14 protein-coding genes are annotated in these 12823 nt (G+C 46.2%); 7 read left to right on the top strand and 7 right to left on the bottom strand.

Annotated elements, in window-relative coordinates:
* The first annotated feature begins 91 nt into the window (after nt 1-91).
* The gene (locus G548_RS0105855) at nt 92-991 is read left to right on the top strand and encodes a PucR family transcriptional regulator (RefSeq protein ID WP_022793218.1); all 900 of its coding nucleotides are present in this window, start codon (nt 92-94) and stop codon (nt 989-991) included.
* 1 nt (nt 992) lies between these two features.
* On the opposite strand, the gene G548_RS0105850 is transcribed toward G548_RS0105855, so the two are convergent.
* The gene (locus G548_RS0105850) at nt 993-1868 is read right to left on the bottom strand and encodes a fumarylacetoacetate hydrolase family protein (protein WP_022793217.1); all 876 of its coding nucleotides are present in this window, start codon (nt 1866-1868) and stop codon (nt 993-995) included.
* Between the two features lie 21 nt (nt 1869-1889).
* Nucleotides 1890-2456 (bottom strand): hypothetical protein, encoded by a 567-nt coding sequence (locus G548_RS0105845; protein ID WP_022793216.1) that lies wholly within the window; start codon nt 2454-2456, stop codon nt 1890-1892.
* Between the two features lie 160 nt (nt 2457-2616).
* On the opposite strand from G548_RS0105845, the gene G548_RS0105840 reads away from it, so the two are divergent.
* Nucleotides 2617-3057 carry a hypothetical protein gene (locus tag G548_RS0105840; protein WP_022793215.1) on the top strand — a complete coding sequence of 147 codons (441 nt, stop codon included), beginning with the start codon at nt 2617-2619 and terminating at the stop codon, nt 3055-3057.
* A gap of 48 nt (nt 3058-3105) precedes the next feature.
* Here the strand turns inward: G548_RS0105840 and accB are convergent, their stop codons facing one another.
* From accB to accC, 3 genes are read right to left on the bottom strand one after another with little or no spacing between them, the layout of a single operon-like run.
* Nucleotides 3106-3591, bottom strand: a complete 486-nt coding sequence (accB, locus tag G548_RS0105835) for an acetyl-CoA carboxylase biotin carboxyl carrier protein (RefSeq protein WP_022793214.1) — start codon at nt 3589-3591, stop codon at nt 3106-3108.
* Between the two features lie 28 nt (nt 3592-3619).
* A complete protein-coding gene (locus tag G548_RS0105830) occupies nt 3620-4252 on the bottom strand; it encodes a TetR/AcrR family transcriptional regulator (protein WP_022793213.1) in 633 nt (210 codons plus the stop codon).
* Nucleotides 4253-4275: 23 nt separating this feature from the next.
* Entirely contained in the window at nt 4276-5637 is a 1362-nt protein-coding gene (accC, locus tag G548_RS0105825) for an acetyl-CoA carboxylase biotin carboxylase subunit (protein WP_022793212.1), read from the bottom strand.
* 240 nt (nt 5638-5877) lie between these two features.
* Here accC and G548_RS0105820 point away from each other — a divergent pair, with 240 nt between their 5' ends.
* The 3 genes from G548_RS0105820 (at nt 5878) to G548_RS0105810 (ending at nt 9555) form a co-directional block, all read left to right on the top strand.
* Entirely contained in the window at nt 5878-6735 is an 858-nt protein-coding gene (locus G548_RS0105820) for a dimethylarginine dimethylaminohydrolase family protein (protein ID WP_022793211.1), read from the top strand.
* 18 nt (nt 6736-6753) lie between these two features.
* Nucleotides 6754-7044, top strand: coding sequence for a 4a-hydroxytetrahydrobiopterin dehydratase (locus tag G548_RS0105815; protein WP_022793210.1), 291 nt, complete (start codon nt 6754-6756; stop codon nt 7042-7044).
* A gap of 195 nt (nt 7045-7239) precedes the next feature.
* Nucleotides 7240-9555, top strand: a complete 2316-nt coding sequence (locus tag G548_RS0105810; protein WP_022793209.1) for a bifunctional diguanylate cyclase/phosphodiesterase — start codon at nt 7240-7242, stop codon at nt 9553-9555.
* A gap of 40 nt (nt 9556-9595) precedes the next feature.
* Here the strand turns inward: G548_RS0105810 and G548_RS0105805 are convergent, their stop codons facing one another.
* On the bottom strand, nt 9596-10039 hold the full coding sequence (locus G548_RS0105805; protein ID WP_022793208.1) for a DUF2188 domain-containing protein: 444 nt from the start codon (nt 10037-10039) through the stop codon (nt 9596-9598).
* A gap of 275 nt (nt 10040-10314) precedes the next feature.
* On the opposite strand from G548_RS0105805, the gene G548_RS0105800 reads away from it, so the two are divergent.
* Nucleotides 10315-10770 (top strand): DUF948 domain-containing protein, encoded by a 456-nt coding sequence (locus G548_RS0105800; protein WP_022793207.1) that lies wholly within the window; start codon nt 10315-10317, stop codon nt 10768-10770.
* Nucleotides 10763-11071 (top strand): YtxH domain-containing protein, encoded by a 309-nt coding sequence (locus tag G548_RS0105795; protein ID WP_022793206.1) that lies wholly within the window; start codon nt 10763-10765, stop codon nt 11069-11071. The genes G548_RS0105800 and G548_RS0105795 overlap by 8 nt, the downstream gene beginning before the upstream one ends.
* Before the next feature lie 18 nt (nt 11072-11089).
* On the opposite strand, the gene G548_RS0105790 is transcribed toward G548_RS0105795, so the two are convergent.
* Nucleotides 11090-12814 (bottom strand): pyruvate oxidase, encoded by a 1725-nt coding sequence (locus G548_RS0105790; protein ID WP_022793205.1) that lies wholly within the window; start codon nt 12812-12814, stop codon nt 11090-11092.
* Nucleotides 12815-12823: the final 9 nt, after the last annotated feature.

The raw sequence follows: 12823 nt of genomic DNA, 5'->3' as shown, positions 1-12823 counted from the left end.
TTCTATCACCTGTGCGACGATTCGTTAAAAGTCTTATACCTTAGAATAATCCGTGTCTGATACAATAATGTAAGAATAGGAGGCGGTCAGCTTGTATAATGATATTATTTCGCTATTTCCAGAAGCAGTGCCCGAGGAGCAGTGGAAGGAAATTACCCAGCCCGGACAACACCTTTATTACATGCTTCCAGATGGCACACAAATGGCTTTTCCCATCCATTCCCTTTCCACCCGGGAGAAGCAGCTGCTTGAAACCGTGCTCACTCCCGTATCCCAAAGCAGCCGGGAGGATTCTCCGTGGGCATCCTACCTTCAGGCAAAAAGCGATACGCTTCCTGAGCAGATTCCCAACCCGTTTCGTTTTTTATTTCTTGAAGGATCCAGCCTTTACCGCTGGAAAAACGACATTTACGATACCCTTCTTGAATATTACCAGCGCTCTCTAATTCTTACCGTCCTCGGGGATGAAAAGCTTCTTGCTGTTATCCCGGACGATGACTCAGACGAGGAGGAAGTATTTGAGGCCCAGGAATTATCAAGCCTGCTGATGGGAGACACGATGGTCGATGCTTCTGTTTATTACGGAAGAAAGGTATACCGCAGTGAGAACATACGTTTAATTTATCAGCAGGAACAGGAGATGTTTTCGTTTCTTCAGGAGCAGCAGCCCTCCAGGCGTTCCTTTGCCCCCTTTGAAGCACTGCCCTGCATTCATCTGATGGAAAATACCCGGTGTTCTAAAAAAGAATTGCTTCACTATGCTCTTGGCAGTCTTGAACAGGATGAAGAATTGATGCACACTCTTTATACTTTTTTCCTCGAAAACTTAAACAGCAGCGCTACCGCTAAAAGGCTCCACCTGCACAGAAATACGCTGAAATACCGGCTAGACAAAGTAACAGACCGGCTCGGCATCGACGTTAAACAGTTTCTGCACGCTGCCCCGCTCTTTTTGCTTCTTCAGGCGCAGTACGGCTCAGGCATTGCATAGGCTACACTTTTTTTACTTTATTGGAGAGCGTACCAATCGCCTCCACATGGACGTCTACAGCATCTCCGTCCTTTAAATACTTAGGAGGATTGAACCCTGAGCCGACACCAGCCGGCGTCCCTGTGGCAATAACATCGCCCGGGCGGAGTGTCATACCTCTGGATAATTGTTCGATCAGCTCTGCAATATCAAAAATAAGATCTGACATACTGCCGGCCTGTCTTTTCTCTCCATTTACATAGGTCTCCAATGTCCAGTCTGATGGCTGGCCGGAAGGACCGACAGTAACATACGGGCCGATTGGGCCGTATGTATCCCCACTTTTGCCGAGAAAAAACTGCTGGTGACGCTTTTGTACGTCCCTTGCAGTAATATCGTTAAACAACGTGTAGCCAAACACGTGATCCATGGCATTTTCTTTTGAAATCCGCCTCCCGGCTTTTCCAATAACTACAGCTATTTCCCCTTCGTAATCCAGAGCATTTGTAAATGATTCGTCCAATTCTACAGTCTCACCATCCGCGATTAATGAGGAAGACGATTTCGTAAATACCAGAGGCGCCTCCGGAGCGTTTTGCGCCCCCATTTCTGCAGCATGATCAGCATAATTTTTCCCGATACAGATAATGTTCTGCCCTTCCAGTTTAACCGGCGGAAGTAATTTTACGTCTTCGGCGGCATACGTTTTGAATTGGTGCCGGCTTTCTGCATAATCCTGCCACCGCTCTACAAGCAGTGCTTTTCCGTTTACGGTTTCTTCAAGCCATTTTCTCAAATCACCGTTTTCCCCAATTTCTAAATCGACGTACACATCAAATTCTTCATCGTATCCGGCAAGAAAAGAATGGCCGTTTTGTTCTACTGCTGCAATCCGCATGATTAGTTTCCTCCTTGAACATTATTCTGTCTGCTCAGCTTCAATTGTTACTCCGTCAAGCTCCAGGCTCTCCCCGTTCAGCAGCCGGCTTTCAGCATCCTTTGCGGGTGCCCGCCACTCCTCTTCGTACGCTTCTTCAAACTCCACCCGGGAGTGGTTAAAAAACAGGCCGTTTCCGGCTATATAAGGATCGTACGATTCCAAAAAGGCCTCTTCGTCCGTTACCTGAGCACGGACGAGAACATCTCTGCCATTCCACTGGTCGTTTTTGTAATACCCAAAAGCATACACGTTATCGAGTACCGCATAAGAGCCCAGGGGGATAATTGCTTTTGTTTCCTGCGCTTCCTCAAGACTCTTCGGGGTTATTAATTGTTCTCCCGGCTGCAGGCGGTCGGCAAAACTGAAGCTCAAATAAAAAAATAATCCCACCATAAAAACAGCGAGTAACGGGGAAAGCAGCTGCTCTATCCGCTTTGACCGGTTAGCACCAACCCGGTGCAGCGCGTACGCTGCTGCTCCTCCTATTACTAGTGTAACAACGGCGCAGATGACATAAAAAAACCAGGGAGCTATTGTCCAAATCATTGTCTAATCCTTTCTCTGTACCTTCGTTAAAATTTCCTTTCCTATCGTATCATATCCTCCCTCCCGATCAGAAACAGAAGCTTTTCCCTCATCATATATACGGGTTTAGTTCTGTATGAAAGCGGTAATACAAAATTAAATACCTCAGGGGGGATCGTCGATGAATAAACTGCATACCTCACTGGCTGTCTGGGCGCTCTTTTTGTTTGTTATGGCCCTTGTCCTCCCCTTTACGACAAACGGCAGCAGCACCCTGGCTGATTTAATGCACAGCTATACGATCTATGGCTTTTTTTCCCTCGTACCAATTATTGTTTATGGTACTATTCTTTCGATCTGTTCAGACTGGATCACCAACCTTTTCTTCAGGCGCATTCCCGAAGTCTCTCTCGTTCTGCACATGATTGGCGGAGCTTTTGTTTATGCCTTTTCCCAGCACTGGAACATCGCACTCATGGGTATTTTCGCTGCTGTTTTATTTTTTACACTCGACCAGCTGTTCGTTCTCTGGCACCGGCGCTTTTCCTTCGTCGCCAACGTTCCCTTTGTTCTCAGCTTCAGCAGTGTCCTTCTGATGTTTATCGGTGCTTCCTTTTCCTGAACAGATACAAAAATGCTCCGGGGGCTTCTCAGTCCCGGAGCATATTTTTTATGAAGGGATCACCCGGAAAAGCGGCTGCCCGTATTCTACTAATTCTCCGTCCTCCACTAAAATCTCTGCGATTTCTCCGGTGACTTCTGCTTCAAGCTCATTCATCAACTTCATTGCCTCTACGATGCAGACAATCGTGTTCGGCTTAATCGCCGCGCCTTTTTCTACATAAGCTCCTGCTTCCGGTGAAGGGGAACGGTAAAACGTACCTACCATCGGTGATGTAATTTCATAATAATTGGAATCGGTTTCCTTCTGCCCGCTGTCTTCCGGCGTTTCTTCTTTTTTCGTTTCTGACTGCTGCGGAGCCGGCTGGGCGGCTGGCTGTGGCGACGGCGCTGCGGTCTGCTGGGCCACAGGACGCATTGCTGCTTCTTTACGTATAGTAACCTTTTCTTTCATATCGTTGCGGATCTCGAGTTCTCCAACAGAGGACTCGTCCACTGCCTGAATGAGCTCTTTAATTTCTTCAATAGAATACATTAGGGTTCTCTCCTCTCAAAATAAACACTTACACATGCGTTGAATTCAAGAAAAAACGCTGGTATTTTTGCTGTTTTCTGGCTTCATCGGTAAGGACGGCATTCATCACCAGATCGCCAAATATGTTCGCAATATCCTGAAGCGAGTACAGGCCGCTTGATTTGTACCACTTGTATGTCCAATTCATCATTCCAAATATCGCCATCGACGTAATAGGCACTGGAAGCTCCTTACGGAACTCTCCTTCTTCAATGCCGTTTTCGACCAATTGGAACATCGTATTCTTGTATTCATCACGTTTAGCTTCGAGCCGCTTGAAATAATCTGAAGACAAATGCTTTCCTTCCTGGTAAAACACTGTTACATGCGGACGGTACACTTCAAACATACGTACAAACGACCGTATCACCTCATATAACCGTTCAGCCGGTGTGTCATATCTGGACTGCACTTCGTCTGCTTTTGTGAGCACATAGGTAATGAAAGATTCATGGATGGTGTACAAAAGTTCTTCTTTGGACGTGAAGTTGTGATAAAAACCGCCTTTGGATGTATGGCTCTGTTTCACAATGCGATCGACGGTGACCGCATGGAAGCCAAATTCTTCAAACAGCTCCAACGCTGCATCCGTAATCCGCTTTTTTGTCGATCTGGTCGCCATCGATCCTTCCGCCTTCCTATATGCTAGACACTGCTTTCTTCTTCCATAATGGAATGGGTGTCCAAAAAGTTTGTAGTAAAGTTTCCGGAAATAAAATCTTCATGATTCAAAAGCTTCAGGTGAAACGGGATCGTCGTATCCACTCCGTCTACGACGAATTCACGCAGCGCCCGCTTCATCCGGGAAATCACTTCTTCCCTGTTTTTTCCGCGGACGATCAGCTTGGCTACCATTGAATCGTAGTAGGGGGAAATTTTAAACCCAGTATACATCGCACTGTCCACCCGTACGCCAAGTCCGCCCGGAGGCAGATAAAGTTCAAGCTTTCCCGGAGAAGGCCTGAAATTTTTTGCCGGGCTTTCTGCATTGATTCTGCATTCCATCGCCCATCCTTCAATTTCAATCTCCTCCTGCTTCACCTGCAGTTCATGGCCGGCAGCTGCATAAATTTGTTCTTTAATTAAATCAACACCGGTCACTTCTTCTGTTACGGGGTGCTCAACTTGAATTCTCGTATTCATCTCCATAAAATAAAACTTTTTATGTGCATCCAAAAGGAATTCCACTGTGCCTGCCCCGCAGTAATCAACTGCTTTTGCAGCCTGAACGGCAGCTTCTCCCATCGCTTTTCGTGTCTCTTCATCAAGAGCGGGTGACGGGGCCTCTTCTACAAGCTTCTGGTGGCGCCTCTGAATTGAACAGTCTCTTTCCCCTAAGTGGATAACGTTTCCATGACTGTCTGCCATAACCTGGATCTCAATATGCCTTGGCTCCACGACCAGCTTCTCCATATAAACTCCGGCGTCCCCAAAGGAACTCTCAGCTTCCTGGCGGGCCATCTGGATACACTTTTCCAGGTCTTCAGCGTTATGAGCTGCCCGCATCCCTTTTCCACCGCCTCCGGCAGTAGCCTTGATCATCACAGGATAACCGATATCTTCTGCGAGTGCATGGACGTCCGTGTTTTCATCAAGCAAACCATTGCTCCCCGGCACCACCGGCACCCCTGCATCTCTCATCGTTTCTCTTGCCACGTCCTTCGTTCCCATCCGGCGGATCGCTTCCGGAGAAGGACCGATAAACGTAATGTCATGATCTGCACAGATTTCGGCAAATTCAGCGTTCTCTGCTAAAAATCCGTATCCTGGGTGGATCGCCTCAGCTCCTGTTTTTAGAGCAGTGGAAATTAAATTAGTCATCTTTAAATAGCTTTCGGAGGAAGCGTACGGTCCCACACAGTAAGCTTCGTCTGCCATATGGACATGCAGGGCTTCTTTATCTGCTTCTGAATATACGGCTACAGTCTCAATCCCAAGTTCCCGACAGGCTCTTATAATGCGAACTGCAATCTCGCCGCGGTTGGCTATTAATATTCGTTTAAACATACTTCGTGCCTCTCTTTCTGTAAACAACCAGCGGCTGATTTCCGGACCCGCTGACGATCTATCTCGAAAACCCTTGATATGTAAGGATTTTTCATATTTATACTACCCTTCATTTTATGCCTTTTGTCAATTCTTCTCAACAATTTTTTAAAACTTTTCTTTTCTTTCCTTTAAGCATACCTAATTCCCTGTGTTTTGTCTGGTATAATATATGTTTAAAGAGAAAAGGAGCGGGTTCTTTTGACCAACACTATAACTGCGTATGTGGAAGATGAATATTCTGTTTTAGCAGATGTTATCATGTGCGAACCCAGGCATATGGCTATTAAAGAAGTAATAAATGAAATGCAGAAGCAGTACGCTTCCACTGATATTGATATAGAAAAAGCAGTATCTCAGCATAACCAGCTCACGGCTGTCATTCAGGAATTCGGGGCTTCTGTGCATTTTCTGCCCGCCTCTGCCTCTCTGCCCGAGCAGGTCTTCACCCGGGACATTGGGTTTGTGGTTGATGATCAATTGATTGTATCAAACATGGGTACGTCTATTCGTTCAGAAGAAACCACGGCATTAGCGGAGTGGTACGAACAGCGTTACGGGGCGTGCACCCATTTAAAAAGCGGCACTATCGAAGGCGGGGACGTTATGCTTTCGGAAAAGCTCCTTTTTATCGGCCAGAGCTCCCGGACCTCTAAAGAAGGCCTCGACGAACTTCAGAAGGTGTGTCCTGACAAGCATATTGTTCCGGTGCATTTTGATAACCGCCACCTGCATCTGGACTGTATTTTTAATATTTTAGACAGTTCTACTGCTATTGCCTACGAAGCAGCCTTTGAAACAGAGAGCCTGGAGGCAGTCAAACAGTTTTTTGACATTATTTCTGTACCAGATGAGGAACAGAGCCGATTGGGGACTAACGTATTCTCCCTCGGCCACCGCCATGTTATATCACTGCCGGAAAATATGCATGTTAACAAACAATTACGGGAATACGGTTTTATAGTTCATGAAGTGCCCTACGATGAAATTATTAAATCCGGGGGCTCGTTCAGGTGCACTACTCTCCCTTTACGGCGGGAGAGAAAAAATCACCAATAAGGAAAGGAATGTGAAACGATGATCATGTCTGCAGAAGAAATTCAAAATGAACTGAGCAATCTGCCAAACTGGAATAACGACGGGGACAGAGCCATTGTACGGGAATATAAATTTTCTAATTACCTGGATGGTATTGAGTTCGTAAAGGAAGTCGCAGCACACGCAGAAAATGTGCAGCACCATCCTAAAATCACCATTGATCACACGCAGGTTACCATTTCCTTTACCACTGTAGATCAGGGCGGCGTTACCGAAAAAGATTTCAACGCTGCAAAAGAAGTGGAAAGACTTGCTGAAGACGTCCAGTAGTAATCCGCAGATTTATTTTATAATAATTTGTATAAAGACAGCTGCCAAAGCTATCACTGGGCAGCTGTCTTGTTTTGTAGAACTAAAGTCACGATTTATACATATCTTTATACAAACTTTTGTGTCATTATATATGTAACAGAGATACTTATATATTAATGAGTAGCTAATCAGCTGTTGAGGAGTTGATAAGGAATGAGGATAGGGGCTTACGGCACGGTCCATGCTCTTATCAGCATCGCCGTTTTTCTCGCAGTCATGGCTTTTATTTTTTACCCGATGCTGATGGAGGATGCCGACAGCTTTGACCGCCATAACGCCCGTGAAGATGTTGGACAGGTCCAGGCAGCTGTCGAACAGGATATTGATTCCATGCATGCGTTAAATGAAGACTGGGCCACCTGGGATGATTCTTTTCAGTTTATGGCCGACCAGCATGAAGAATACATACATACAAATCTGCAGAACGATACATTTATAAATAACGGCGTGAACATGATTCTTTTCGTTAATAAAGAGCTTGAAATCGTCTACGATAAAAAAGTAGATCTGCAAAACCAGGAAGAAGAAGACATCCGCAGCTCGCTCATCTCTGTAGTACAGAAAGAATTGCGGGAATCCGGCTCGGAGCGGACTTTTCTGACTGGAAGCGGCCCTGACGCTCATTACTTTTCCGTTCAGCATATTCTGCCGAGCGGCGGGTCCGGAGATTTCAGTGGTTATTTAGTCATGGGGAAAGCGGTTAACGACGGGTATATAGAGACCGTGAGTGAGTTGTTCTCCTTTCCGATCGCTCTGCGTCCAGGGGACGGGCCGCCCGGCACGGCCACTGCTGCTGAAGATGCGGACACTATTGAAGCCACCTGGACAGCTGAAAACGCAGACGGCCGCTCCGCTTTTCAACTAGGTGTGATAAAAGACCGGATATACTTTTCCGAGCTTTCCGATACCATGAATACAATGGTTTTTTTCATGCTTGCTCTGCTGCTCGCCTATTTCGCGCTGACGTACTCTCAGTTTAAATTCCTTGTGGAAAGACCAATTACCTCTTTGTCAGAACAGTTAAAGCATATCCGTATCCATCATCTGCTGTCCTCCAGGGTTTCTTTAAAGCACCGTCCTGCCAGGGAATTAAAAGAGCTGGAGCACTCTATGAATAATATGCTTGAGCGTTCGGAATACGCTCATCTTGAAGTTACACATATGGCATATACAGACCATCTGACCTCTCTTCATAACCGCCATTACGTGCAGGAAACCTTTTCACGGTTTCTCGAAGCTCATAAAAATAATACGTCCGTTTTATTTTTTGATCTTGATGGATTCAAACGAGTCAACGACAGCTGGGGGCATAGGGCGGGTGACGAATTAATCCGCCAGGCTGCCGCCAGATTAAGCAGCCTGTTTACCGGGCCTGATGCAATCACCGCACGCCTTGGGGGAGACGAATTTGTCGCAGTTACAGCGGTCGAAAGCAGAGAGCATCTGGACAGCTTACTCGAAGAGGCCGTGACTTTTCTTAATAAACAATACTATTTTGACGATAAAGCCACATTTATATCAGCAAGCGTCGGTGTAAGCTCTTTTCCTGAAGACGGAGAAAGCTTTGATGTTCTTTTAAAGCATGCCGACACCGCTATGTACGAAGCTAAAAAGAACACAGCCGGCAGAATTGTCTACTACAGCGATCTGTCCCTTAATGATAACTACCAATTTTCTCTGGCAATAAGAAACGACATTATGTTTGCTCTTGAAAAAGAAGAATTCCACCTGGAATTTCAACCGATTATGGAGCCGGGATGTGAGAATATGGAGGGGGCTGAAGCTCTTCTGCGCTGGAGACATCCAGTTTACGGAAGCATATCGCCCGGCACGTTCATACCGTTTTTAGAAGAAACGGGAGACATTCATCAGGTCGGAGCGTGGGTGATTCGTTCTTCACTTGAGGAAGCCCAAAGGTGGAGAAAATCCGGCTTTCCTTCCATCAAATTATCTTTTAATGTCTCAAAAATACAGATACAATCGCTTGATTATCTAATGGAATCGCTTGATAGTGCTCTGGCCGACACAAGCTTTCCGCCCCACCTTCTGCGGGCTGAAATTACAGAGGATAATATCGATTATGACCCTCAAATGACTATTGATTTTATTAAAAAGCTGCAGAAGCGCGGGGTGAAAGTTGCGCTTGATGATTTTGGGGTTGGAAGTTCTTCGCTGCATTCCCTGCGCGATCTCCCCATTGATCTGGTCAAGCTCGATCGGAGCTTTGTCCGCCATATTCCTTCCACGACCTTTGATACGACTCTTTTGACCGGCATTTACCGCCTTATCGAAGAGCTTGGTCTTGACGTTGTTACAGAAGGAGTGGAAAATGCCTCCCAATTGGAATTTGTGCAGCAGTACAGCACCTCTTACGTTCAGGGATATTATTTCAGCCGCCCGGTGCCTTCACTGGAACTGATTGATTTTATGAAAGAAAAAAATAAAAAAGACCCTTCCTTTATACATTGAAAGGAGCAGCTGACCAATATACAGCTGCTCCTTTTTTAGTTTAATAGGAATGTCTTTTTTCTATTGTTCCATCTTTTTTATAAATAATGGCTTCTGTGCCTTTCTTTTCTGCCACTTCTTTTGCACGTTCAATAGCTTCTGACTTGCTGTTATAGACAATATCTGGTTTTTTCGCACTTTTTGCCCGTACAGCCCAGCCGTCTTCATGTGCTTCTACCAGTTCCGCCTTTTCCATCAGTTCGGGGTCAGAACTGCTTTCTTCCTCATCCCGGGACTTCGGATCTTCTTCTTCCATGAATTCGGTCACTTCTTGTTTAGAAGCATTGCTGTACCATTCTTTTGCCTGTTCGGTCGCGATCGGAATAGCACGGCCTTCATCGTATCCGTCGTCGAGCATCGAATTGGCTATATCGATTGCTTTTTTCTTTACCGGTTTGTCCAAGTTTTTTAAGGATGAAGGATAGTCATTCATTGTCCAGGGCATATTTCTTCCTCCTCAGTTAATGTTGTTATCTATCTTTTCCCACATTGTATGCATATACAAACAAGATTTTCTCCAGAATCCTCTCTTTAATGCTTCCACCCCAATTTCTTTCCGGCAATTTACAAGAGAAACTGTTTAGGGCACTGAAAAGCAGGGTACGAGAGAGTTAGACACTATTATATGATCCGCACGCCCTGGTGCTCTGCCATAAATCATGGTACCATTTATTAGGCTGTAGGATTAATCGCATTTATTGTAAGGAGGAATGGTGAATCATGGATATGATCGGCGGCATAGCTCTACTAATCATCGCGGTAGCTTTTGCAGTATTGGTTATTTTCTTAGCACGCGTCTTAAGCAACCTCACTAAAACATTGAATGGGGTGAACGAAACAGTAGACAAACTGCCGGAGCAACTCGACCAGGTGATGAATCAATCGGAGCTGATTTTACATAACAGCAACGAAACGATTCTGGATGTAAATGAAAAGCTCCACTCGCTGAGTCCGCTGTTTTACATTGTTGGAGATGCCGGGGAAGCTTCGAGAAAGCTCACTTCAAGTCTTGTCGATATGACAGCAGGCATGAAAAGAAGCTCCACCGAAGGTAAAGGCAAAGTGAATGAGCAGGCTCTTGGCGGCCTTTACGGCAGCCTTGCTTTAGGATACTATATGTATCAGAAGCGCCAGGCCATTAAGGACTGGAAAGAGGAGAATACAGGAAATGCATAAAAAGAGCCTATGGTCGGGAGTTGCTGCGGGGTACGCTGTGTCAGTGCTTGCCAGTCTGCTCACTGCTCCGAAAAGCGGAAAAGATTACCGCCGCAAAGTATCTTCCGGAGCAGGCACTGTACAAAAGACGCCTGCAAGGATAAAAGGGAAGGCGAAAACCCGTTCCGACAAGCTGTATGAATCCGGAAAGATCCGGTATGAACTGCTTCACGGAAAACTCGACAATATCCGTCTGGAAGCCCGTATCAAAGGTGCCTCAAGTATGCAGTATCAATCAATGCAAAAACCAGCTGATGAATAAAATCAGCTGGTTTTTCTTTTATTTTTTTATTCGCTTCCATCCTTTTTTCAACGGTGGCAGCGAGAGCTCTCCACGTTCAAAAACATTTTTTATAATAAATTCGCTGTAATGCACCGCCTGCTGATAAGAAATCCGGCCCGGAAGCGGTGGCTGCATACCTACCACGCAATCAATAACTACCGGCCTCGTGGCGAGTGCTGCTTTTTGCAGCGCCTCATGCAGTTCGGCTTTGGTGCCAACACGGTACCCTTCACCACCGCACGCTTTGGCAAATGCCGCAAAATTAATCCCGCTGATGTCTGTTTCTGTATCCAGATGACCCATCTGCTGCTGTTCATATTCAATCATTCCGATCTTTTCATTATTGAATATGACACAAACCATTGGAAGTTTGTATTTTACTGCAGTGGCAAAATCCTGCATTCCCATAGCAAAACCACCATCCCCCGCAAGCATGACCGTCTGCTTTTCAGGCCAGGCCGCTTTTGCGGCAATCGCGCCGGGAAGACCGCATCCCATCGTAGCCATCCATCCGGAGATTACAAATTCCTGTTTTTTCAGCCTTAAATAACGTGTAGCCCATACGGTGACATTCCCGACGTCTACAGAGACTACGGCGTCTTCCTCCAAAAACTGCTGTACTTCATGAATCACCTGCGGAGGCTGCAGCCTATCAGTCTCTTCTGTCATATCTTTATCAAGCTCGTCCCACCACTCCTTTCTTTTCTCTTTATATTTCTGCATAAAGGCAGTCGGCTTTCGGCGTTCAAGATTTTCCGTATACCACTGAAGCACAGGACCAAGTTCAGAGACTAGCCCTACCGTTACAGGATAGTATTTCCCTATCGCTCTGGGGTCGATATCAATTTGAATTGCTTTGGTGTTTTTCGGCATAAAATCACGATAAGGAAAAGAGGTACCGGCAAGAATTAACAAATCGGCCTCCTGAACTGCTTCGTATGCTGGTGTCGTGCCAATCTGGCCGTTCTGTCCCAGATTGTGCTCATGCTCGTCCGGAACGACACCTTTTGCAAGCAGCGTAGATACCACTGGTGCCTGAATATGTTCAGCAAACATGAGCAGTTCATCAGTGCTGTATCTGGCTCCCTTCCCCGCCAGAATTACCGGCTTCCGGGCGTCATGCAGCATTCTGGCAGCCTCTACCATGTCTTCCTTTTCCGGGCGGATCTTCGGCCTGGCAAGCACACCGGAAGATATCGGGACTTCACGTTTGATTTCTGCAGTCGAAATATCATCCGGGATAACAAGTACCGCTACTCCTTTTTCTGTGTAGGCCGTACGTATCGCCTGATGCAGCATATCAGGGAGCTGCTCGGCACTTTGAACACGTTCATTGAATACACTGACGTCAGCAAACATCTGGTTCAGCTGGATTTCCTGAAAATTATCCGTGCCAATGATTGTCGTGTCCACCTGGCCGACCAGAGCAAGCACCGGCACTTTATCTCTTTTCGCATCATACAGCCCGTTTAATAGATGAACCCCTCCAGGCCCGGCAATCGAAGAACAAACGCCCAGTCTCCCTGTCAGCTTCGCATACGCGGCGGCAGCAAGAGCTCCCGTTTCTTCATGGCGGATCTGGATATACTCCAGGCCGTCTTCATCTTTTCGCAATTCTTCCATCAATTCATTGATAGAATCCCCGGGCATGCCGTACAGATGGCTCACGCCCCATTCCTTAAGTATTTCCACCACTTTACTTCCCGCTGTTTGATTACCCATTATGTCTGA

It is taken from the genome of Marinococcus halotolerans DSM 16375 (assembly GCF_000420725.1).
Taxonomy (GTDB): domain Bacteria; phylum Bacillota; class Bacilli; order Bacillales; family Marinococcaceae; genus Marinococcus; species Marinococcus halotolerans.
Note: the sequence above shows the minus strand (reverse complement) of the source record. Positions and strands in the feature narration are given on the sequence as shown.